The organism is Fulvivirga ulvae (genome assembly GCF_021389975.1).
Taxonomy (GTDB): Bacteria; Bacteroidota; Bacteroidia; order Cytophagales; family Cyclobacteriaceae; genus Fulvivirga; species Fulvivirga ulvae.
The window spans coordinates 6,695,255-6,719,227 of sequence record NZ_CP089981.1; the positions used below are offsets into that span (position 1 = coordinate 6,695,255).

At 42.0% G+C, this 23,973-nt stretch carries 21 protein-coding genes; 2 read left to right on the plus strand and 19 right to left on the minus strand.

Going from position 1 to position 23,973, the window contains the following annotated elements:
- Positions 1-2 precede the first annotated feature (2 nt).
- Complete coding sequence (locus tag LVD17_RS27175; protein ID WP_233763415.1) at positions 3-617, minus strand: hypothetical protein; 615 nt, start codon at positions 615-617, stop codon at positions 3-5.
- Positions 518-982 (minus strand): RHS repeat-associated core domain-containing protein, encoded by a 465-nt coding sequence (locus tag LVD17_RS27180; RefSeq protein WP_233763417.1) that lies wholly within the window; start codon positions 980-982, stop codon positions 518-520. Before LVD17_RS27180 ends, LVD17_RS27175 begins: the two co-directional genes overlap by 100 nt.
- 381 nt (positions 983-1,363) lie before the next feature.
- On the opposite strand from LVD17_RS27180, the gene LVD17_RS28545 reads away from it, so the two are divergent.
- A complete protein-coding gene (locus LVD17_RS28545) occupies positions 1,364-1,492 on the plus strand; it encodes a hypothetical protein (protein ID WP_255702543.1) in 129 nt (42 codons plus the stop codon).
- Between the two features lie 54 nt (positions 1,493-1,546).
- Here LVD17_RS28545 and LVD17_RS27185 read toward each other — a convergent pair whose 3' ends face one another.
- The 11 genes from LVD17_RS27185 to LVD17_RS27235 all read right to left on the minus strand — a co-directional run bounded on the left by LVD17_RS27185 (position 1,547) and on the right by LVD17_RS27235 (position 12,145).
- Positions 1,547-2,002 carry a hypothetical protein gene (locus LVD17_RS27185; RefSeq protein WP_233763419.1) on the minus strand — a complete coding sequence of 152 codons (456 nt, stop codon included), beginning with the start codon at positions 2,000-2,002 and terminating at the stop codon, positions 1,547-1,549.
- Positions 1,992-2,894, minus strand: a complete 903-nt coding sequence (locus tag LVD17_RS27190) for an RHS repeat-associated core domain-containing protein (RefSeq protein ID WP_233763421.1) — start codon at positions 2,892-2,894, stop codon at positions 1,992-1,994. Before LVD17_RS27190 ends, LVD17_RS27185 begins: the two co-directional genes overlap by 11 nt.
- Before the next feature lie 509 nt (positions 2,895-3,403).
- Positions 3,404-3,820, minus strand: a complete 417-nt coding sequence (locus LVD17_RS27195) for a hypothetical protein (RefSeq protein ID WP_233763423.1) — start codon at positions 3,818-3,820, stop codon at positions 3,404-3,406.
- Positions 3,821-3,823: 3 nt separating this feature from the next.
- Positions 3,824-5,878 (minus strand): RHS repeat-associated core domain-containing protein, encoded by a 2,055-nt coding sequence (locus LVD17_RS27200; RefSeq protein WP_233763425.1) that lies wholly within the window; start codon positions 5,876-5,878, stop codon positions 3,824-3,826.
- A gap of 23 nt (positions 5,879-5,901) precedes the next feature.
- Positions 5,902-6,606 carry an Abi-alpha family protein gene (locus LVD17_RS27205; RefSeq protein ID WP_233763427.1) on the minus strand — a complete coding sequence of 235 codons (705 nt, stop codon included), beginning with the start codon at positions 6,604-6,606 and terminating at the stop codon, positions 5,902-5,904.
- Positions 6,607-7,594: 988 nt separating this feature from the next.
- The gene (locus LVD17_RS27210; RefSeq protein ID WP_233763430.1) at positions 7,595-7,885 is read right to left on the minus strand and encodes a type II toxin-antitoxin system RelE/ParE family toxin; all 291 of its coding nucleotides are present in this window, start codon (positions 7,883-7,885) and stop codon (positions 7,595-7,597) included.
- Positions 7,885-8,142 (minus strand): addiction module protein, encoded by a 258-nt coding sequence (locus LVD17_RS27215; RefSeq protein WP_233763432.1) that lies wholly within the window; start codon positions 8,140-8,142, stop codon positions 7,885-7,887. The genes LVD17_RS27210 and LVD17_RS27215 overlap by 1 nt, the downstream gene beginning before the upstream one ends.
- A gap of 66 nt (positions 8,143-8,208) precedes the next feature.
- Positions 8,209-8,445: a hypothetical protein gene (locus LVD17_RS27220; RefSeq protein ID WP_233763434.1), complete on the minus strand. Its 237-nt coding sequence runs from the start codon at positions 8,443-8,445 to the stop codon at positions 8,209-8,211.
- A 201-nt stretch (positions 8,446-8,646) separates the two neighbouring features.
- A complete protein-coding gene (locus tag LVD17_RS27225) occupies positions 8,647-9,558 on the minus strand; it encodes a tyrosine-type recombinase/integrase (RefSeq protein WP_233763436.1) in 912 nt (303 codons plus the stop codon).
- Positions 9,559-9,575: 17 nt separating this feature from the next.
- Positions 9,576-10,517: a tyrosine-type recombinase/integrase gene (locus LVD17_RS27230; RefSeq protein WP_233763438.1), complete on the minus strand. Its 942-nt coding sequence runs from the start codon at positions 10,515-10,517 to the stop codon at positions 9,576-9,578.
- A 53-nt stretch (positions 10,518-10,570) separates the two neighbouring features.
- Positions 10,571-12,145, minus strand: coding sequence for an MTBMA_p00010-related P-loop-containing protein (locus LVD17_RS27235; protein WP_233763440.1), 1,575 nt, complete (start codon positions 12,143-12,145; stop codon positions 10,571-10,573).
- Positions 12,146-12,285: 140 nt separating this feature from the next.
- On the opposite strand from LVD17_RS27235, the gene LVD17_RS27240 reads away from it, so the two are divergent.
- Positions 12,286-12,501: a helix-turn-helix domain-containing protein gene (locus LVD17_RS27240; RefSeq protein WP_233763442.1), complete on the plus strand. Its 216-nt coding sequence runs from the start codon at positions 12,286-12,288 to the stop codon at positions 12,499-12,501.
- A 532-nt stretch (positions 12,502-13,033) separates the two neighbouring features.
- On the opposite strand, the gene LVD17_RS27245 is transcribed toward LVD17_RS27240, so the two are convergent.
- The 6 genes from LVD17_RS27245 to LVD17_RS27270 form a co-directional block, all read right to left on the minus strand.
- Positions 13,034-13,888 carry a hypothetical protein gene (locus tag LVD17_RS27245; protein WP_233763444.1) on the minus strand — a complete coding sequence of 285 codons (855 nt, stop codon included), beginning with the start codon at positions 13,886-13,888 and terminating at the stop codon, positions 13,034-13,036.
- Positions 13,888-15,066 (minus strand): RHS repeat-associated core domain-containing protein, encoded by a 1,179-nt coding sequence (locus LVD17_RS27250; protein ID WP_233763446.1) that lies wholly within the window; start codon positions 15,064-15,066, stop codon positions 13,888-13,890. Before LVD17_RS27250 ends, LVD17_RS27245 begins: the two co-directional genes overlap by 1 nt.
- A 758-nt stretch (positions 15,067-15,824) precedes the next feature.
- The gene (locus tag LVD17_RS27255) at positions 15,825-16,481 is read right to left on the minus strand and encodes a CPBP family intramembrane glutamic endopeptidase (protein WP_233763448.1); all 657 of its coding nucleotides are present in this window, start codon (positions 16,479-16,481) and stop codon (positions 15,825-15,827) included.
- A gap of 3 nt (positions 16,482-16,484) precedes the next feature.
- Positions 16,485-17,429, minus strand: a complete 945-nt coding sequence (locus LVD17_RS27260; protein ID WP_233763450.1) for an RHS repeat-associated core domain-containing protein — start codon at positions 17,427-17,429, stop codon at positions 16,485-16,487.
- 331 nt (positions 17,430-17,760) lie between these two features.
- The gene (locus LVD17_RS27265; protein WP_233763452.1) at positions 17,761-18,150 is read right to left on the minus strand and encodes a hypothetical protein; all 390 of its coding nucleotides are present in this window, start codon (positions 18,148-18,150) and stop codon (positions 17,761-17,763) included.
- On the minus strand, positions 18,134-23,968 hold the full coding sequence (locus LVD17_RS27270; protein WP_233763454.1) for a DUF6443 domain-containing protein: 5,835 nt from the start codon (positions 23,966-23,968) through the stop codon (positions 18,134-18,136). The genes LVD17_RS27265 and LVD17_RS27270 overlap by 17 nt, the downstream gene beginning before the upstream one ends.
- Positions 23,969-23,973 lie beyond the last annotated feature (5 nt).

Sequence of the window (23,973 nt, forward strand, 5' to 3'; positions counted from 1 at the left end):
CTTTATCTAAATATTTTATTTCCAGGAGGCAAAGTGCCATTGGCAATTGCATAACCATAAATTTTACCCTTTTCTGCTATTTTGATTTCCATTTGATTACCAAAAAATTCAGGAACCATTACAAGACTACCTCCAACACTTAATTCAGCCTTTGTGTATCTATCAAAGCCTTTAGTTGTTTCACCATATTTCCATACCTCTCCAGCTTCAAGCCATACTGGCTCACCCCGTACATTTGGATATAGACCAGGGGAAACAGCTCTCAAAGAATACTGAAACCCATTCTTGGCAGTCATAGCTTTCTTTATAATCCCAGCAACTTCCGCTGCTTGCTTAGCCACAAGTTCTTTATTGTCATAAAGGAAGTAAGCGGTGGCACCTACCCAGGCAACCGGTATTAATACATCATCCACAACACCGAAGCCAGTCGCATCATCTGCAATTAAAACCATACTTGTTGCTCCCGTAGTGGCAAAAGCACTATAATCCCAATCTCCCCCATTCGATTCACCATCACCTAAATCATAGATGTATTCGGTATCAATATAATTCTCTTCGGCGGCAACACCATTTGTGTAACAATCAATAATTCTAGGATCAATAGAAGCACCATACATCCGCGCATATTCCTGATGTGCATGTGCATAACCGGCCTGCGCCCAGCTAAGCACACCTCATTTCTGTAGGCCATTCTCGCATTGAACTGCTGAGCAAAAGACTCCCCATGAGAAAATCCGCTAAACCCATCATTGGCAGGCCCAGTGCTTTTATGCCCCATTCTGTCCTTCATTTCATCGTATATGGAACCACCCCTTCCATAATCACCTAAAGGATCATTGAAGTAAACAGGATCATTGTTGGCATATTGATAAGGTGTCTGGTTGCTAAAGCTGCTAGCCATAATATCCACTGCCGTAAACCTGCCAATAGCGGCATCATACTGGCGATGGAAGGTCTCATAGTTTCTCGTCTCTTGATTCAACTCGATTCCGGCATTGTAGAGAAAGATGTATTGACAAATTATAGAAATACACCTTATAAGTCTACGAACCTTTTTAATGCAAAAGACTTGCAGCGTACATCACAAAGAACGTTTTGTGCTTTTAAGCACCTGCGAATATAGTTTTAATTTTTCTCAGATGAAAAGAAATCCTTTCCTCTTCAAAAAGGTAGGCAACAGCAACTTGCACAATAAAAAAGCCCTGGAATAACCCAGACTTTGATATTTCTCTAGTTCCGAATCCTCTGCAATAAACCAACACCGAGCGGACGTCCTTTTTCATTATTGGCTGCAGGATCGCTGTACTAAACTTACTACCAGCAAAAGTTCGAAAGCTTTCCCGTAAAACAATGAAAGACACAAGTGAGACACTTGCGCCAGTTTCATCGTTTTATAGCCTTAGACCAGATTGAGATGAAAGCCAATCCTAATTTTACTTCCGACAACTCAAAGGATAAAGGAGATAAGGGAGATAAAAAAGACAAAAAGTAATTCATAAAAAAAGCCGCTCTTTCGAACGGCTTTCACTTTATTATATTTAATGATCTACGGAAGAGTTACTTTCCAGTTCATTTTTTCAAGCTCATCTACACTTAGTTCAACCTTCTTTAAATAGAGGTCATTCTCAATCACTTCTTTCCAATTATACTTTTTCAAGGTGTCCAGATCAAAAGTATAGATCCGGAGCTTGCCACCCTCACATACTTGATTAATATACCTTTCCCATGCATTGCCACTCCCAAAGTGAGTAGGCCTGTAAGTAGCGTTCGGCTCAACTTCTTCAACGTAGTTGGTATATTTTACTTCGACACCATGTTGGTCTAAACCTTCCTGATAAAGTTTACTTAAATCAGAGTGCGGACTTGTTACAAAAAATAGCTCTTCATCAGATTGATTTACTATTGCTAACTTATCGTCAACCGGATCACACCCGAAACAAATTAACAGAAACAAAAGAAAAACATTTAACTCTTTAATCCTTCTTAACAGCTTAGTATCCATATTTATCAAAGTGGTTATTCTTGATTACATCACCCAAATAGTCCTGATCAATTGGGTACCTGTTAAAATTCCAATCTTCAGGCATATTAAAATGTAGATATGAAAGTGTATTTGCTTCCATTTCTGTCCAAGTATGTTGGTGGCTTGGGGCTACTTGAGTACTCCCTACACTAACAGAGGCAATAACTAAGTAAAAAGAAACATACCCATACCTCTCCGCTTGTAAAACATGCCCATATTCGTGGCGCAATAGATCATTCAGCTTTTTAGGATTATCTTTATAGTAGTCTAAACTGACATAAATACCACGCCCCGGTAAAGTAAAAGCTGCCCCATGTTCTAGGTCACCCATTTTACTGTCATACACTCTAACACCTTCAAAGTACATAGGCTCCTTCGGATCCGTCCCTCCATTCTGGTCACCCTCACCTAAATCATAGATGTATTCAGTATCAATATAATTCTCCTCGGTGGCAATACCATTTGTGTAATAATCAATAATTCTAGGATCAATTGTAGCACCATACATCTGCGCATACTCCTGATGTGCATCTGCATAACCGGCCTGCGCCCAGCCCAGCACATCATTCCTGTAGGCCATCCTCGCATTGAACCCATCAGCAAAAGACTCTCCATAAAAGTACCCGCTAAACCCATCATTGGCAGGACCGGTACTCTTATGCCCCATTCTGTCCTTCATTTCATCGTATATGGAACCACCCCTTCCATAATCACCTAAAGGATCATTGAAGTAAACAGGATCATTGTTGGCATATTGGTAAGGCGTCTGATTGCTAAAGCTGCTAGCCATAATATCCACGGCCGTAAACCTGCCAATAGCGGCATCATACTGGCGATGGAAGGTCTCATAGTTCCCCGTCTCTTGATTCAACTCGATTCCGGCATTGTAGAGAAAGATGTATTGACAAATTATAGAAATACACCTTATAAGTCTACGAACCTTTTTAATGCAAAAGACTTGCAGCGTACATCACAAAGAACGTTTTGTGCTTTTAAGCACCTGCGAATATAGTTTTATTTTTCTCAGATGAAAAGAAATTCTTTCCTCTTTCAAAAGGATGCGCAGCAATAATTTGTACAATAAAAAAGCCCGGTAACTCCCAGACCTTGATATTTCTCTAGTTCCGAATCCTCTGCTATAAAACCAAACCGGGCGGACGCCCTTTTTCATTATTGGCTGCAGGATTGCTGTACTAAACTTACTACCAGCTAAAGTTCGAAAGCTTTCTCGTAAAACAATGAAAGACACAAGTGAGACACTTGCGCCAGTTTCATCGTTTTATAGCCTTGGACCAGATGGGGTAGGGGACGCCCTACTCGATTAAAAACTACAGCCAGTAAGGTCTCATTGCTTATACGCTTGGCCTAGATAGGAATCTCCTATTCAACTAACATCTTATCTCTATAGTGTCTGAATATTCTTACCTCATCATTCACTTCTTCAAGCAAATTCTCATAAAACCTATCCCCCTTAGTACTCCATTCATTAAAACTAATTATATCTCCATTTTCAATATTTATATCCTTCGTCGATTTAAGTTGGGTTAACGAGGTATCCCAATATTTTGAAAGATTAGAATCACATATTTCAAATAAATTAAAAGGATATGCCAAAGGATACTCCTCCGATTCATCGCTTAGTATATAGTAAAATAAAACATCATAATACTTTGATATCGCCATGACAGTATAAATCTTTCCAATTGTAATCTCCAACTCAGAGCTATTCGCCCATTTTATTATTGCTGGACTACTATTCTCGGGTGAGACAGAATCACTAATACAACGTATTTTCATTAATTACTTAAATTTAAAATCTGTTAAAAAACCTGTTTCAGGATTCCTTAAATAATGAACAACTGATTTACCTCCCTTAGGCCCAACACTATGATGCCATTTTTCCCACCCTATATATCTAGGGTCTTTCAGCGTCAAATTCAAGTTACGTCCCATCCCCATTTGAGCCTCAGTTAATGCTTGAACGTCTTGAGCATTTCTAGGTAACCTTCTGAAAACATTTGTATTAGGGCCATACGGTTGGTTTCTTGCTAAAGCTGCTGCTTCATCAAGACTTCCACTTACATTCTTTAAAGACCCCATACTCTCAGCAGCCTTAACAGCTCTTGTAGACTGCATGGCTCCTTTAGCCACTCCAGCCCCCTTCGAAAGTAACACTGCTTCGGCCACCTTTTCAACTCCATAGCCAGTGGCATAACCCAAGTCATAAGCAGACATGTTAGGAATATTTTTTACTGCTACTGCAATCTCAGCACCAAGTATCGCTTTATCAACCATAGCATCAGGACTACTTGAAGCCATATGTGCAAGGTTCAGAAGCCCTTCCCCTAATCCTATCCAACCATCAACCGTTGCAAGCCCTTTCACAAATTCCCATGAAGAAGATAAGCCCCCTACAACACCATCCAACAAACCACTTCCATAACCACCATCTGAGCCGTCTAACCGATAATGATTTACTTGCCCCCCCAGATTGGAGTAAGCATAAGTTGTATAACCTGTCATCCTACCATCTCCAAAATGGTAAGTTCTCATTGAAGTGGCAGAAAATACATCCAACGAACCGGAGAAACCTTCACCATACATCTGTGCATATTCCTGATGTGCATGTGCATAACCGGCCTGCGCCCAGCTCAGCACCTCATTTCTGTAGGCCATTCTGGTGTTGAACTGTTGAGCAAAAGACTCTCCATAAAAGTACCCGCTAAACCCATCATTGGCAGGACCGGTGCTTTTATGCCCCATCCTGTCCTTCATTTCATCGTATATGGAACCACCCCTTCCATAATCACCTAAAGGGTCATTGAAGTAAACAGGATCATTGTTGGCGTACTGATAAGGCGTCTGGCTACTATAAGCACCCGCCATAATATCCACGGCCGTAAACCTGCCGATTGCAGCATCATACTGGCGATAGAAGGTCTCATAATTCCCAGTCTCCTCGTTCAGCTCACTTCCCGCATTGAATAAGAAGTTATTTTTAAGATCGGTTGGTCGTGTCCAGGAATCTGATGTTGTCAAACCAAACGGATAGTAGTTCGTGTTCTGTACTACAAGGCTCTCTTTGACTGTCACTTCGAAGTCATCGAAGTATACTTCACTATCGCTCTCGTTGGTCAGATACACATAAATGAACCCTTCTTTTTGAGCTACTGGTGCTGGTGTCATTTTCATCAGCGTCGGGTTAGCCAATGCGTTGTCATCCATTACCCAATGGCCGTGCTGCACTACCTGCATGTTTTTGTCGAACATGATATAATTCAGGTAAGCGGCAACTTCTCCTGAGGCGGCCTGCTGTAATCCGAAGCCTCCCAAAGCAGGATTGATCGCCTGGTCAAAAGCATCGAAAACCGCCTGCTCGGATGTTGATCCGCCATTCATTCCCCCAAAGGTTCCTGCTACCGCCGCAATCAGTGTGCTTACATCTGCGGTCGAAGTGCCCGAGCCGCCACGGTAAAAGCCCTGCACCTGCATGGCGATTGTGTCGCCGGGGTAGACCGGTAAGGTCAGTGCTGGTCCTGAGATCTGCCCTGCGGTCAGTCGTGTTACGCTGCTGCCCGAAGTGGCCAGTACATCGGCCGTGCTGTTGGTGCCTTCAAAAAGGTCATCGTCAGCCTGGTTTGGCGCAGCCTCCATGTTGGCCATAAACGTGGTTACGTCAGGGTTTGACGTGTAGATCATCCTCACATTTCCCAAATGATCGGTATAGGCGTATTGGTAGTCATTAGCGCACTTTTTTTGCGCTCTCTCAAAATTTTCAGGCCGCTCCCCTGCAAAAAACTCGTTTTTTACTCCATCTTCCCCTTTCAGGTAATATGTGATTTGCAGGCCGTTCATTTAAGCCCCTCAAGATAGTAATTCTATGCATAATTACATTCTTCCATAAACTTAAATCCCAACTCTGTAAACTGGATTTGTTCTTTTTCCTTTATTACATAATTAGGCCCTCGATCCAAAGAATATCTATCATTTTCATTTTCTATTTTTGGGGTAAGATATTCCACTAAGTTCAATCTAATTAGATTGTTTAGAACGATCTTTTCAGTTTTTCGATCATAGTTATCAAAGTTAATATTCTCTCCTTTACGGTCTTTAACCAACATTTCATATTGCATAATATTAGAATGGTATCTACGCTTATGTCGGCGACCATTATGAGAAACACCTTCTGCCCACATAAAATCTAATACATCAGCCTCTTTTGGTGTGAGTTGTTTAAGTATGTCAATAAAAATACTGTGCAACTCAAACTTATTTTTTGAGTCCGAAGCATTTCCAAGCAGTGCCGCCCATTTAGTTTTTAGGTTTTCATCTTCTTCATAAGAACTGGCTTCTAATAAATTGAATAATGTTTTGACAGGTATTTTCTTTGGTGAGATACCTTTTTTCTCATGGTATTCTTTTGCTTTAAGCAAAATATTTATCTGATTTTTATATCTCCAAAATCTTACCTGATCTGTTAATATTCCACCTACTTCCTGAAGTGGTGGTTTTATAATTACATCAACAAATTCGAACGCCTTATCCATTAATTTCTCTAGTCCTTTTTTTTCTAATTCTTCCATTCAATCAAGTTAACAATTTTCCCAAGCTATCTTCACATGACATGTCCTTATATAAACCCCTAGGTTTTTCAACAGCCTAAAGTGTTTTATCTTTTAGCGGCATTTTTTAATTATCCCCAAAAACGGCTACTCTTCTATCAATTCGAATGATACAAGACAGCTTTTATGATAATACCTAAAACCTGGTTCGGTACCATCACATAACATTGTTTGATTGAAGCGGGTAAATTGTAACCTTCGCTCATTGTGACAATGAGGACATGTAATTGTTTTGGGTAAGTTTTCATAGTACCTGGTACCGATGATCTTACCATAATGGTTTATTATTATTTTCATCCCTCCAAGGTATAAAGCCAACTAAACTTAAATTAGGACGTGATAAAAACCCGTTTTTTTGAAGGGTAAAAGCCTAATCAACATTTTATCGTTTCTTGTCACTCTAAAGGCTTTTAGTCTTCAAAAAAATGCTGCAAGCCAACTACGTATTTTCCTCTGGGTGTCCCTGATCATGGCGCCGCTAAGGTCTTCTGCCCTGCGAGCATTTAGGCGAAGTGAAGGTGGATGCCGGAGGTACGAAGGCAGACATCCTGAACGTAGCCGCGAGCCCGAAGGAAGCCAGCCAAGAGGGAGCGCAGCGGCTTGGCTGTGTCTGACTGAGGAGCGAAGGCGAGCAATAACACGGGCTGTGGGTTTTTATTTTTTGCCTACCTGCCGGAGGCTCATTAATCAATCAAAAATAAAAATAGGAACAGCCGTGAGGAGCAGCGCAGCGAAGCAAGTGGAGTAAAAAGCAAATCGGCCTTGTGCGGTGGTTAAATAGTGGAGCCTTTTTTGGCGTAACGGTTTAAGGCGCGTGGATTTGCTTTTTACGGAACGCAGTCTGAGAGAGCAGCGGACGAACACCGATTTACCTTGCTGCTTTTTGGGAGTGGCTTAATGCCCGACCAAAAACACTCTTCATGCAGGAGGGTGGATTTGTGTGGTAGGTTTATCGCTCTAAATCTTCGGGGTTTCTACTGGTATGAAAGACTGCATAAACTATTATCGTCTCTTTTTCTATGCCATATACAATTTTGTAAGGAAAACGTTTAAGCACAGCAACTCTTTCTTCTCCACTTCCAATCGGGTATAACAATGGGTTTTCTATTATCCTTTTAAAATATCCCTCAAGCAGGCTTACAAACTCTGCTCCAAGACCTTCTTTCTTGCTTTCATACCATGTAAAAGCATCACTGATCTCATCAGATGCTTCCTCCTTAATCTCAAAATGGTATTCCATTATCCCTGAAGGCGCTTCTTTACTTCATCCCAACTGTAGGATTTGGATTCTCCTTTTTTATGGCGGGCTATTCTCTTATCCAATTCCTCACGCTCTGCTTCACTAAGCAAAAGGCCACTAGACTTATCTGCCTGCATCATTCCATATACAAGTTGAATAAAACGTTCATCTGCTTGGCTTATGTAGTCCTGAAGCTCTTTTCGTAAGATTACAGTGTTCATGGCTATTGGATTATCGTGTGATTGTAAATATAACATTTTCATCCTTATTTTTAGTTTCATTATAGCCCCCACATTCCTGTAGGGGCTTTTCTTCTGATTTACTTACTCAAATTGCTTTTGCCAACGCTTATGATGGGCGTGGTAGATACATTCATTTAGTCGCTGTAGGGCAAAGCAGGTATCTTGTACATCATAGATGCCAGTTACTTCTTTTTCAACGTAATGCAGCAGGTAAATAGCTCTCGATAGTTCTAAGTTCAATGCCGCATAGTCTCCGGCGTAGTTGTCTTCTATGTGCTCCTTTAAAGCCAGAAGCTCTTCAATGTGTAATTCTTTCATTTTTGTGATTTTATAAGAGTAAAGGAACCCCTGCTTAGGTCCTCTTGATGTTCACAAAAACATCTGTAGTTGTTTCCTTCTACAAAACCATACAGGGGTATATTTTGAATTTTGACTTGCTGTGCGCTTTGTGATTCCAAGAGTAAAATTATCTAATTCAATCCTTCTTTTCTAGGGACTTCGGTTTTTGCTGTTCATGGTTTAGTCTTCTGTTTCGTTCATGGGGTGGAATCTGTCTATGTCGAGTTGCAGGCTTTCGGTATCGTCTTGCTGGTAGGCTTCGGTGCTTTGGATGTTTTTATGGCCTGCCATGTATTGTACTTCTCTCAGGTTGTGTTGGCGTAGCCAGTGAACGATTACTGATGATCTGATGTGCTGGGCGCTTTGCAGTTGGGGTTCTTGTTTTTTCAGGCGTTGCATGAGTCTGCGGTGGGCATCGTAATAGTGGGTGTAGCCGGTAATTAATAGCTGGTCGCTTTCTTCTTGTCTGAACTGGTGTTGTAGTTCTGCCCGGGTCTGGTTGATGTAGCGGTCGAGTTCTATGATCTGGCGGGCTTGTAGTGCCAGGGTTCTTGGGTTGTGTTTGCGGCTGCCGGGCACTTGGATGGTGCCGCCCAGTACGTCTATGTTTTCGGTTTTCAGGCTGCTCAGTGTGTTGACGTCAAGGCCTTGGTAGACCATCAGGCCGGTGGCGATCTTGTTGCGGATGGCGGATTGACGGGAGGTGGTTTTGGTTTTGCGCAGGGCTTTGACATCGAAGCTGGTATAGAGGTTTTCGAGTTGGTCTTTGCTCATGGTGGGGTAAAGTTTGCGCTGGTCCCTTGTTTTCAGTTCGATGTATCTGGCGGGGTTTTGATCGATGATACCTGCGGTGGTCAGTGAGTCATAGTAATGGGTGATGGCGGCCAAATAGGTTTGCATGGTGGTGGTGCGTACGTGGTGGCGGCGCAAATGGGCAAGGTAGTCGAGCAGGTCGTTGTAGCTGGCTTGTTCGGGATTTAGCTGCTGCTCTGCTGACCATTGCTGGTAGCGGTTTTTGCTTTGCTCGTAGGCGGCTATGGTACGGCGGGCGTAGCCTTGTTTTTTCAGGTAATTGGTGTAGGTGTTATCCATTTGTTTTTCTGTTTAAGTCAACCTTCGCTAAAGCTTCGGTCGACAAGGTGGGTGTAGACTTGGGTGCTTTCTAAGGATTGGTGTCCTAAGAACTGGCTTACTTTTTCTATGGTCATGCCTTGGTAAAGCAGGTGGGTGGCGATACTGTGCCGCAACAGGTGCAGGTGCAGGGGCTTTTGTTGCAGTATGGGGCAGTCGGTATGTTTTTGCATGTATTTCAGGCGGGTGTTGAGGGTGTTGCCGTTGGCTCTGTCTCCTCTCCTGCTGATGAAGAAGGCTTCTTCATGGGTTTTGTTGGGATTGAGCAGTTGGGGGCGGGCATCGTAGCGGTAGTGTTCGAGGTATTTGCCGGTGGTTCTGCTGAAGGGTACGAGGCGGGATTTGCCGCCTTTGGCTTGGCGTACGTGTAGCAGGCGGTTATCGAAGTGGATGTCGGTATGGTTGAGGTTGACGCCTTCGTTTCTTCGAAGGCCACAGTCGTAGTATACGGCGAGCAGGGCTCTGTCGCGGGAGGCGAGTTCGGGATATTGGTCTTCGTAGGTGGTGGTGGCCTGATAGAGTTGTTTGATCTGTCCGGTGGTTAGTGGGGTGATGGGTTGCGGGTTGGGGCTTTCCAATGGTATGCCGGTTGGGGGCAGCAGGATGCGGCCTTGTTTGCGCAGGTAGTCTAAGAGTTTTTCTATGGCGCTCAGGTGTTGGTTGAGGTAGTTGTTAGACAGGCCGCCGCCTAAGCGCTGGTTGGCTCTTTGGGACAGGTGGCGGTAGTAGGTTTTGATAATGGGAATGTCGATCTGGTTGATGTGGGTATGGTTGTGGGTTTCGAGGTAGTGTAAAAATTCTCTTACGTGGATGGGGAAGGCTTGTACGGTGGATGGGGCGTAGCCGAGGATGTCGAGCCACTCGGCAAAGCTTTGTTCTAAGAAGCGGTAGGCGGTGGTTTTAAGGGTAAGTTTTTTCATTTGTTTTTTTGCTTCGGTTGATCTTTTCTGTTTGGCTGGTTCGCTTTAGGTAGTTAGCTGGTTTTCTTGGTTTTAGGTGAGCCATTGCGGCGGTGGCTCACGGGTGGTTTACTGGCTTGCTTTGTCTTTTGGACGGTGAGTATTTCATCGAGTACGCGGTCTATGGTGGCTTTCAGGTTTTGGTATTCTTCGGGGTTGGTGATTTCGTAGGTGTAACCGGTGGCTTGTTTGCCTGATTTTATGGTGATCATGAAGTTGTCGAGGAGTTGGTTATGGTAGCGCCGCAGGGTGGTGCCTTTGATCCGCAGGTGGTTTCTGATCTCGCGGTTGGTGAAGGTGGTTTTGTTCTCTTGCCCGAGCCAGTATTTGAGGTGTTCGAAGTAGCTGCGACAGGCGCCACTCAGGGTGTCTGATTTTCTCAAAAGTACTTCTTTCATGAGGTGGTTGGCAGCTTCGATGTCTTCGAGGGTGGTGTTGATATAGACTTCTCCTGTCTGGCTGTCTGCTTCGGGCTCGCGCTGGTATTGGTGGTAGAAGGTAACGGCTTCTATAAAGGCTAAATAATGGGCGTTGGTTCTACGGGGTTTCAGTATCTCTTCGGGGATGTGCAGGGTTTCGGCGTAGGGGTTCCTGATTTGTACGGGTTGTAGTATGCGTTGGGTGTTTTTCAGGAGTTCTCTGATCTGGTGTTCTTCGGCATGGTCTATTTTTCCTGCGCTGTGTTTTCTTTGGTAGTTCATAATGTTTTGGTCCTGGGTTTTGCTTTCGTCGATGTGGATCAAAAAGGAGCGGTTGGCGTTGTCTTCGTAGAGGCTTTCTTTGGTGGTGCAACCGGCTACGCTTACGGGACCTTCTACTTTCAGGGTCACGGTTTTGGTTTCGCCTCTGGTGTTTTTTACAACTATGGTTTTGGTGATATGTTTTTTGGATTGGATCTCTCTTAAGGGGTAGAGTACATCTTCGGCACCGTCTAGGTCTTCGATCAGGATGAGTTTGTTTTTGAGTTCGTGCTGACCGAAGTAGTAGAAAGCGTTGCCGCTTAGGGTGGTGATTTCGAGTTTATCTTCTTCGGGGATCAGGGCGCTTACTTTTTCCTGTAGGTGGGTTTTGCCTATGCCGGAGCTGCCCAGGCTGATGACGTGCAGGGGGTTGTCTCTTTTGCGGCTGGTAAAGATGAGGTACATCAACAGGCGGTTGGTGTCTTCGCCAATAACTCCGGCTTTGCCAATGTCTTCCTGGGTGCGTTGCATCAGGTTGGGGGCACTCAGGTATTGTCTGGCTTTTTTGATTTCTTCCGGACTCAGGTATTTGCGTTTGTCTTCTATTCGGTTTTGTTTTTCAATGGCTTCCATCCGGTAGTCTTCCAACGCTTCGGTGAGTTCGCTCAGGGCTTCGGCTATGAGGCTGCTGCCGATCTCCAGACGTTCGGCTATTCTCCGCACGAGTTTTTCTACTTGCAGGTTGTTGTACAGATCGAGGTTATGGCGCAGGGCTGGTTTTTCTTCTACACTTATTTTCAGGGTGGCTCGCATCCGGTCAAGGCCTTCGAGTTTGATGCCGCCGAGGATGGTGATTGTCAAAGGTGGGTAGCTGTAGGTGAGGTGTTCTGGATTGGCTACGCAAAGCATAAAATTCTTTATTTAAGATTTTAAGTTCTTTATTTAAGAACAATAATAAAGCAAGAAAGAATTAAAAGCAAACAATTCACCTTATATCAAGATCAAATAAACTTATTCTTTATATTTATGGCCTTAAAAACAGAATTGTTATGACCAAACTAGGAGAGTATCTCGATAAAAAGTCTGTAAATAAGGCTGAGATAGCTAGAAGAACAGGACTTAATAAAACGCGAATAACCGAGCTAACAACTTTGGAAAGGGCAAAACTACGAGCTGATGAACTTTACCTGATTGCTCTGGCCATCGATGTTAATCCTTGTGACATATTAAATGAGGTATGTGGCCATTTAAAACTTAAGCAATAACATTTATCGACTTATTTTTTACACTTCAATATATAATTTACTAATCAGTTAAATATATTCCGATATATAAGAACTGTGAGTGAATATTAAGATATTTCTTTTTAAAAATAAAAATGTGCCAATTTGACAAATCATCTACCAAACTATCCCGTTCCAAATTGACCACTACTTAACCGCAGATTAAAGTTCGCTCATTATTTTCTTGTAAATTTTTCTTCCTAACTTATTTATCACATATCTAGTAAATATATCAGAACAAAGACAAGACTTATTCTTTTTATTACCACTTATGATTTAAGAAGAAGCACTCCTTACGAAAGAAAAAATCAACCCTTTTTTTCGAGGATGCTTTACTCAGAGATTTTAATGCGAAACAGGCTTACACTTCTTAAAAGCAAAAAGCCCGGGATCAAATCCCAGGCTTAGATATTTCTCTAGTTTTCAAATACTCTGCTATAAAGGCCACACCATGCGGACGCCTACCCATTATAGATCTAAGGATCGCAACCTTAGACCAGATAGAGATCACAACTCAATAGTCAGGAAGATCTCTTTTCGAAACATAATCATGAGCACCAGCCCATATCCAAAATGGTAAAGCATAATTTTGTTTCTTTACATCAGGATAAACACGTACTGCAAAAGTTCTTTTATTCAGTAGCTTCTGATAGTCATCTATACAAGTTTCATAACTTACTTGTAAATCCAAATTCAATTCTGGTATATTAAAAACATGTAAAATTTCGTATTGAACTACAAAGTCTTTAGCATAATGAAATTCAGACCCCATAACAATTTGCCCTTTTGATATTCTTATCATCTTTTCAGGGTAGAGTTTATCATCAAGATAGAGAATAGCCGATATTTCATCCATTTCTCCTATCGGGAAATTTCCAGAAAAATTTGCTTTCCCATCAGGATTATATGAGAATTGGGATAAGGTATTAATAAAGTAGTTTTTTTCATTTTGCTTAATATGAAGAAAGAAACCAGCATTAAAGTGTCCTTCGTCCTTTCTGTCGTAATCCCTCCAAAATCCCTCGTAGCCAAATACAATAAAGCTATCAGATTGATATACCGGCATACGAAAATTAGTGAGTATCAACTCTTTTTCATAATGATTTATCTCCACTATTTCATCATTGGAATCATAGCCGACTCTATAGTAATCATCGTAATTTATTTCCCCGCTAATTGGCTCAAATTTGTTAAAGTCAAAACCTTTAAAGTCTCTGTAATCAGACACGTTATATGAATAATCAATCCCTTTCAAAAACTGATATACATTCCTAAGATTTGTGTTACAAGTATTCATTTTTTGTCCATTAGTACATGTTGTTAAGCTAAGGAAAAACACTATAAGCAAACTGTTTTTTATATTCATCATTAAAACCATGGTATTGGGGTAATGCTACCGTTTTTATTTATTCTCATATTCATATAACTATTTTGCGTAGAGCCGGATATATGAAGCCATCCTCGACTATGTTTTTCTTCTAGGGTTAGATTCTTTCCAATCGGAACTTTAGGATATTTTTTCCCACTTTTACTCTTAACCTCATATAACAAAGACTTATCCTGATTCATATAAATATTGATAAGTCCACCCCGGTCAGTATTTAAATATTTATTCGCCATATAAATTGTATTTTGCCCTGCTTCACACGCATTAAAGACTAGGTTACCACCTGAAGAAACATTATCCGTAATATCCTTTAACAATCGAGCATTGAATGAATCCGTTGCCATGTCACTTACAGTGACATCACTACCCTCTGTTAAACCCATCCTAATACCATGCGTCCCTGCATGTGCAATAATCACAAGATTATTTATGCTTTTTTTCTTCGCATAATCTGAAACATATTTTTTGGCCTGATGCATATTGGATATAGATCTAGCATTCCAGCCAGAACCAACTAAATTGTTTCCATATGGCGCATTTTCATGCACAAACAAAATTAAATTACCTGTCAGTTTTTCTTCCTGAACATCTGAATCTCCCCAATGATTTGTCCATTTACCTACCACCAATTCCGTTCCTAGAGTTACTGATCCGCCACCAGATGATGTGCCGGAATACATATCATAACCTAGAACAACCGATTTAACATGCTCTTTTAAAAACCTCTTCATGCTAACCTCTGAGGCAAAACTATTCAAACTCGACATCGAATAATCAGCCCCTCTAGCATACCCAGATGTCCTATTAGCGGATGACATACCATACCCCGCACCAAAATTATTACCATAACCATAGTAATTATTAGCCCCTATGCCATCATTCTCTATAAAGCTACGGTTTTCTGCCATTACACCATTCGCCCACGCTTGCATGTCAGCCCAAGCATCATCCCCCATTGGATCATTATACGATACAGGGTCATTAAAACAATAATTATATGGCGTTACAGAAGGATATTTATTAACCATAATATCCACGGCGGTAAACCTGCCAATGGCAGCATCATACTGTCGATAGAAGGTCTCATAGTTCCCGTCTCTTGGTTCAACTCGATTCCGGCATTGTAGAGAAAGATGTATTGACAAATTATAGAAATACACCTTATAAGTCTACGAACCTTTTTAATGCAAAAGACTTGCAGCGTACATCACAAAGAACGTTTTGTGCTTTTAAGCACCTGCGAATATAGTTTTATTTTTCTCAGATGAAAAGAAATCCTTTCCTCTTCAAAAAGGTAGGCAACAGCAACTTGCACAATAAAAAAGCCCGGGAATAACCCAGACTTTGATATTTCTCTAGTTCCGAATCCTCTGCTATAAAACCAAACCGGGCGGACGCCCTTTTTCATTATTGGCTGCAGGATTGCTGTACTAAACTTACTACCAGCTAAAGTTCGAAAGCTTTCCCGTAAAACAATGAAAGACATAAGTGAGACACTTGCGCCAGTTTCATCGTTTTATAGCCTTGGACCAGATGGGGGCATGTTTTTAAAGTTTTAGACGCCTTGTTAAGAGACTACAAAACTCAACGTGCTTACTCCTCCTAAAACAAAAAGCCCGGGAACAACTCCCAGGCTTTGATATTTCTCTAGTTTCAATTCTCTACAATAAATCCACACCGGGCGGACGCCCTTCTTCATTATTGGTCTAAGGATCGCTATGCTAAACCTTAGACCAGGTAGATTATCTACCTGGTGGGAAATTTTTCAACAATCCATATTCAAATTTTAAATATAAGAGGAATAAAGCCAGCAAAATTGCGATCACTAGTACAACAACTCTTTCCTTAAGTGGTAGTTTAGGGAACCTCCAAGACATAACATTATGATATTTTTGAAAATTTGATCTCACTGCGAGTTCTAATTAACTATCGTATAGTAAAAATATTTGAATAAATAATTTGAAAAATTAAACCCAAAATGCATTAAAATACACACGTAAATATTTTTCGTTTTGAAGTATAACAAACATGCCCCTACACTTAAAAGGAAAATGGTAACAACCTCTGAAACATCATCACTCCCTAGGTGCCCTATCCAGAAAAATAATGAGGACAGCAAAACAGATTTGACCACAGAAAACCTGTCAGTAAAAGACTGAAATATCAAGCCTCTGAATATTAACTCTTCAAAAATTGGACTAACAATTAAAATCGATATTATATAAGTTTTTAGACCTGGAGTTATCATGGATTGTCCTCTTATATAAGAGATTAAATTATACTCATCTGTATTAAATACCATTTCAACAAATTCAATTATCTCTCCGAAAAGATAAAAAGAAATCCCAAGCATTAAACCACCTAAATAAGGCAACCAAGAAACCTCATTGGTATTAACTTTTAAATTGCTTCTTTTTTTAAGAAACAGGAAAACTGATAAGTATATAAGTATATCAAATAGAAAAGATAGTGGACTACTATAATAACGGCCAAAGCCTAAAGCCACACCAACTTTAAGGAGTATTATTACTAACACCGCCAAAAAGGATTCGAAAATTGATATTCTCCTGCTCATCACTTAATGATATCCTTCAGGAGTCACAATAGGAACGCCAGGAACAAAAGGATCATATGGAGGGTATCCTCTAATTGCCCTAATTAAGTTAACAATATTAATACCGATATTAGCCATACGTTCCTTATCAGCATCTGAAACAGTATCCCACCACGAATCCACTGTATCAACAAATAATACAGGCTCAAATTCCCCTGTCTCATAATTTAGTCCCATGATTAATATATCCTTTTGCCCTGAGACCCACAGACCCGCTCTTCCATTTGAAGGAAATCTTATATCCGATCCGGGAAATTTATTCTTAAATGTCCTTTCTGCATAATCGCTAGGATTGCCTTTATCATCAACAAATCGATTCTGAGTTGAATACATAGCGATATGCAAAGCCATCCCATCATCAGACGCATTTCTAATTTTATTTATTTGATATGGGCTGTAAACATAAATTCGGTTTGGATCCGTCCCTCCATTCTGATCACCCTCACCTAAATCATAGATGTATTCAGTATCAATATAATTCTCCTCGGTGGCAATACCATTTGTGTAATAATCAATAATTCTAGGATCAATTGTAGCACCATACATCTGCGCATACTCCTGATGTGCATCTGCATAACCAGCCTGCGCCCAGCCCAGCACATCGTTTCTGTAGGCCATTCTCGCATTGAACTGCTGAGCAAAAGACTCTCCATGAGAGAATCCGCTAAACCCATCATTGGCGGGACTGGTGCTTTTATGCCCCATCCTGTCCTTCATTTCATCGTATATGGAACCACCCCTTCCATAATCACCTAAAGGATCATTGAAGTAAACAGGATCATTGTTGGCATATTGGTAAGGCGTCTGATTGCTAAAGCTGCTAGCCATAATATCCACGGCCGTAAACCTGCCAATAGCGGCATCATACTGACGATGGAAGGTCTCATAGTTCCCCGTCTCTTGATTCAACTCGATTCCGGCATTGTAGAGAAAGATGTATTAACAAATTATAGAAATACACCTTATAAGTCTACGAACCTTTTTAATGCAAAAGACTTGCAGCGTACATCACAAAGAACGTTTTGTGCTTTTAAGCACCTGCGAATATAGTTTTATTTTTCTCAGATGAAAAGAAATCCTTTCCTCTTCAAAAAGGTAGGCAACAGCAACTTGCACAATAAAAAAGCCCTGGAATAACCCAGGCTCTTCTTTTCATTTCTTGCTTTTTACAGTCACCAGCTACAAGCTGGCGCCAGCTTAGACGGACGCCCTTTCCTATTATTGGTCGTATAGGATGCCGCTAAAACCCTCTAAGTAACTCTTTAATTGTTTTGCTATTTTCTATTTGTTTAAGAATTTCTGTTTGGGCTGCATCATTCTTTATCTGTTGAGATTTCTCTTTCAACTCTTTCTTCAGCTGTTCCAAATCAATGTTATTGTTCAATGCTTCAAACTGAATTTTATTAACTCTTGATCTAAAAATCCTGAACTTAGATTTAATTAAAGACTTTCCAATCACCTTAAACAGATTCCCTCTACAATCTACAAATGTCTGATTTAAATAATACTTGTTAAAGAAATCATCACTAGACCTGTAGTCTTCATTGTATATGAAGAAATCCCCCAGGGTATCTAATTCCCAGTCAGGATAACTTAAATTAAATATCGGATATTCAATAGATTCCTTCATACATTTCATAAGTTCCAATCGATTCATCAATCATATCCCCAATTCCTTTGGCTTCACCATTAATAAGATAATTAACGCCCATAGTTCCAAAATCTGCCAAAAACCAAACACCAGCTACGATTGCTCCAACCCCAGTAGTTGATGCCCCTAACATAGCTGTATTAATAGCGTGTGAAGGTTTTAGCTCTCCTGAAAGAGCAATATCTGCTACTATTAAACCGCCCCCTATTTTTGTCAATTTGCTAGACAAATTTCGGGCTCCTGCTACCGTTTGAACCTGCTTAGCCCTTATTGCTTTTGCTCCAAAATTATTCCAACGGCTCGTTTGCCATCTCCAAGCTGTTGTAGTTTGATACTTATGCCATACTTCATTCCATTTATAATATCCACCAGAACCTACAGTATAAGTTGACACAGCCCCTACGCCTGTATTGATAGACCACATGCCACGGCTAACCCAATCTCCAAGTTCACTATTCTGGCCTTGACCTGTGTCACCAACGCTTACCAAATCCATGTTTTGCGTACCACCAAAATCAACCATTTCTCCGGTTTTACTATTATTGATTGTATAGGAAGTACCAGTTTTATAAAGAATGTTATAACCGCCATTTCCATTGGACATCACTTCCCCGCCATTCGAGCCAGCAAAAATAAGCGCGCTACCTTCCCTACCATAAGTAGTATTAGTCCACGATTGATGTTGGTCATTATATCCGAAGCCAGCAGCATAAGCTTCACCCTGATTTGCAAAAACGCTCCATCCATTTTGTGAATCCCATGATCCACCTACACCATCACTTTCAAGTATCTTTTCTACCATTTCAAAAATCTGGTCCCAATCACTGAACACATCATCTCCTCGTGGGTCGTTAAAAGATATCGGGTTGCTAAATGCAAAGTTGTAGGGAGTATATGAGGCATATTTGCCAGCCCGGGGATCTATCCCCGTAAACCTTCCAATGGCAGCATCATACTGCCTGAAAAACGTGCTATAAAGTTGAGTTTCTTCGTTCAGCTCACTTCCGGCATTGTATAAGAAGTTGTTTTTAAGGTCAGTTGGCCGTGTCCAGCTCGTGTTAAACTGTAGACCAAACGGGTAGTATTCATTGCTCTGTACCACGAGGCTCTCTTTCACCGTCACCTCGAAGTCATCGAAGTACACTTCGCTGTCACTCTCGTTGGTCAGGTACACATAAATGAAACCTTCTTTTTGCGCTATAGGTGCAGGCTCCAGCGTCATCAGTTCCGGGTTGGCCAGGGCATCATCACTCATCGGCCAGTGGCCGTGCTGTACCACCTGCATGTTTTTGTCGAACATGATGTAGTTCAGGTAAGCGGCTATTTCTCCTGAGGCGGCCTGCTGTAATCCGAAGCCTCCCAAAGCAGGATTGATCGCCTGGTCAAAAGCATCGAAAACCGCCTGCTCGGAGGTTGATCCGCCATTCACACCCCCAAAGCTTCCGGCTATTGCCGTGATCAGGGTAGGCAGGTCAACTGTTGACGTACCCGATCCGCCACGGTAAAAGCCCTGCACCTGCATGGCAATCGTGTCACCGGGGTAGACCGGTAAAGTCAGTGCCGGACCGGAGATTTGTCCTGCGGTCAGTCGTGTTACACTGCTGCCCGAAGTGGCCAGTACATCGGCCGTGCTGTTGGTGCCTTCAAAAAGGTCATCATCAGCCTGGTTCGGAGCGGCCTCCATGTTGGCCGTAAACGTGGTTACGTCAGGGTTGGAGGTGTAGATCATCCGCACATTTCCTAAATGATCGGTATAGGCGTATTGGTAGTCATAACCAAACTCATCGACCACCACACGGCCTTCGGCATGACCGAAGAAGCGCAGGGTATCGTTTTCGTAGAGCATGTTGCCAATATAGTCCGTACGGGTCTTCAAGGTGCTGTTTTTGTAGACTTCCTGGGCGAGTTTTTCGCCGGAAGCGGCATAAATATAATTGATAACCGTACCATTATCAAAGGTAATGGTCTCGGGTTTATTCAAAACATTATAGGTAATGGAGGTGATACCTTTGTTGGCATCTGCCGTCATGTTACCTACTGCATCGTAACCGTAGTCATTACCAGGCACATCCTTAAACCCTGTATCGTTGGCTGCTGCATCGGATACGCTTAGCAACTGGTTGCTGCTACCTGCACTGTAGCTATAATTAAGCTCATCGACCTTGGTTTTTACACTACCTTGTTCTGCAAAACGAGTCAATGTCTGAATATTACCATTGGCATCGTAGGTTATATTATTCAAATCGTAGTTCCCTTTATCGAGCCCATCTTTAAAAGTGGCATTTGTTAAGCGATCAGTTTTGTCATAGGTATAATTGTACCCTTTTACAAAAGACTTACCAGTCTTATCCTTCCATGTCACGGAAGAAATGTTACCGTTGTAGTAAGGTGTCTGGTCCGGATCACTTGTCTGTTCATTGTAGATCCACTCCATACCAAAGAGCTTTTCCGAGGTCATGATACCCGGCTCATTCATTGACTTGAGCCACCCTCTGATGTTATAGGCATAATCTACGGTTTGTAAGTATTTTCCTTCTCCTTTCCGATAATGCAGATCTTTTCCTACTTGTTGCCCTAATTCATTATACCGGTAATGTGCGATCATTTGCTCAGGGTCATTGCCATTTTTCTGAAACAGGGAATCCAATCGTCCTACATGGTCATAGGTATAGCGCTGTTTGATAGTAAGAGGTGTTTCTGTAGCCAAATCCCTGGTTTCGTAATGGGCGGTACTAACTGACATCAGACGCTCTGTAAATAGGCTGTACATCATGGAGGTGACATCTATCCCTCCTGTATGGTTTTCCTTCCTTATTTCCGATGCCTTTCCTTTTTTATCATAGAACACAACTGAGTTCATCCATTCTTCAGTACCCAATATCCTTACTTTACCACCGGTTGCATAGCCTCTGGTTAATTTCAGGTCTACAAGCTTTTCATTTACATCAGCATTTGAATAATCTGCAGTACCGTCACGGCCAAAGTCGTAATGATCATAATAGTTGACTCCCAGCAATGTAAGGTCTGAGGTCGGAAAAACTCTGTTGCTATATCCATGAAAAGCCTGGGAAATTTCTTCTTTTTCAAAGTAAATCTCTTGTTGGGCCTCACTATCTGCCAGTGCCTGCATATCAACACGTGAGGTTGCCACTGTGTTGGTATACACTCCTGAGTATACGGGTCTGTCCAGTTCATCATATTTTACAAACATCCACTGTCCGGCTGCTCTCTGGTTACCATCCTGGGTCAGGATCACCCTGTCAAACTGATCATAAATAATGTATTCCGGTGCTGCTCCCGGTACTTTCTTCTCTGTTAATTTTCCTTCATTATCATAGGCATACGTGTATATTAACTCGGCTATAGCACTGTTATTTACATCAAGTATTGCCCCGGCACCCAGTAGTTTCACGGCTTTTGGGGGAATAGTATAGATCAGCCTGTCCAGTTCATCATACAGGTAGTAAGTTTCAAGATATTTGGAATAGCTTCCTTCAACAATCTCGTCTACTTCTACCTGCTTTAATATGGTTTTTCCTGAAGGATCTGTAAATGTCCGTACTGTGTTGCCGTTTTCATCTGTCAGGATATTCACATAGAGTTGATCCGCATCGTAATAACTATCACTGATCCCGTTAAAACCCCAACGCCTCACTTCGCCTGCCAGGTTAAAAGCATAATTGTACTTCACGGCATGTGCATTAAGCGCCCAATCTTTACCCGGTGCACTTTGGGCCAAAATTCTTCTTCCCGGAGCATCTTCATGTGACGAAGTGCTATAGTAATATGCACTCTCACTAAATCCGTTACTTTCATAGTAAGCAGTTACATCACCAACATTGCTATAGTAATCCTGCCCCTGATCAGCGTAGGGCAGGTAGCTCCTTACATTGCCTTCGCTGTCATAAGTTTGGTGCACTATGACATCCTGAAATGTTGGGGTAATATTTTTACTTACCGAAGTCTGAGGTCGGCCAAAACCATCATTATATACCGTGCCTACAAGTTTTTCTCCTTTGGCCGGATCCAGGTTTTCGATGTTCAAATGGTTAATAACCGGAATCATAGGTGTTTCCTCGCGTGTGTAATTTTCCGAAGGGTCCATCAGGTGGCTTCCGGCGGTATATTTGACTATTGATTTGATGGCTGAATACCCCATTACACCAAGTTTATTCACCTTCACCCGGTAGTAGTATGTGCCCACACCAATGGTATGCTGAATATTTTCCTGAGATGTTCCCATCGAGATCCACGATATACCATCGGTAGAATACTCCCAGTCTACAATAGTCCCGGAATAGCCCGAAAGTATCAGATTCGGGTTATGGGCCAACCCTGCCATACGCTCTTCCCCCAGGATCGTTCCGGCAAAACCTATCTGATCCACAAATACAGTCTCTTCTGCGTAATCTGCCACACAAACCCCATTAGACACCTCGGCCTTAAAACGGGTTTCACGATCAATATTGACTGTTATTTCTGACTGGCCTGCTGTACCGGCAACAGGTTGCCACGCACCTCCATAACCTTTCATGTGCCATTGCACAACATCGCCATTAAAACTATTAAGTTTAAGGTTCACGTTTCCGCTGTTGACCACCGTAGCCTGCTGGCCTGTGATGAACCCGGCATCGGAGGGTTCAGAAATTGTAACAAATATTGATTTGGTACTTATACTACCACAAGAGTTGTGCGACACTACCTTGTACGCAGCACCGTCTACTGCCGGCTCGGTCAAATGATCATTGGCAGGTGTAATAGCATACCAGTCTGAATTTCCCGGGTCTGATTTGAACCATTGCCGTAATTGTGGCTGATCTGGTGTAAACTGTAGATCTATCTGCCCTGATCCACACACTGAATGTGTGCCTGCCAAGCTACCTGAAGCTGGTAAAGACTCGGCTATTACTTTTACATAGTCTTTTGAAGTATCCTCAAAAAAACGAGCCCACTTTTCACCACATACTGAAATCTCCTTTCTCTTAAAATAAGCTTCTGTTTCTATGAGCGCAGAGGGCACCTCATAACTCGTGCCATTGCTGGTTCCCGGTGCTACCGTCCAATTGTCTGTTCCTGTTGTGGAATAATACCACTGATAAGTAAAGCTCCCATCTCCACCTGCAGGAGAAGCCTGGTCTGTCAATATAACAGAAGTTCCTTTACAAACTTTTGAGGGACCAGATATTGCCCCCGGAGATGTGTCTGGGATCAAACTGAGATCTATTTGTGTAGCAGGCCCCCAAAGTGTGCCTTTTAAGCCTCTCAGGAAAACTGATTTGCTGCCCGGAGTAGCATCCGGCATGACATAATAATGTTCATTCGCTGACGCGGATGAGGTGGAAGTTCCCGTCGATGTCGTTTGCCAATACCATTCGGTATAGGGGTCTGATGGGTTACTGCGGGTAAGCGTTTTGATTCCACATACATTAGATGATACCGAAGGCGTCGCCGGGGCAGCAGGATAAGTTTGAATGGCAACATTCATAGATGCGATATCTCCCCTTTCTTTAACCAGAAAAGTTACGCTACCTGTAGTAACCTCTTTCCACTTTATTTGCACCCAATATCCACGACTATCCTTACCTTTCATATATATTCCTTTGAGACCATCATTATCCACCCTCCAACTCGGTGTGCCTAAAAGCGTGTAAGGGGTCTCGTAGTAATACGTATAGGTTGGAGCATCATTGCCCCCGACAGGATTACTCTCTCCAACAAGTTCCTGCGCCTGAACTGATGCGCATGAAATCCCAAAGCTCAGGGTTAATAAAAATAGTATATTTTGTAAAATTTTCATCTTCA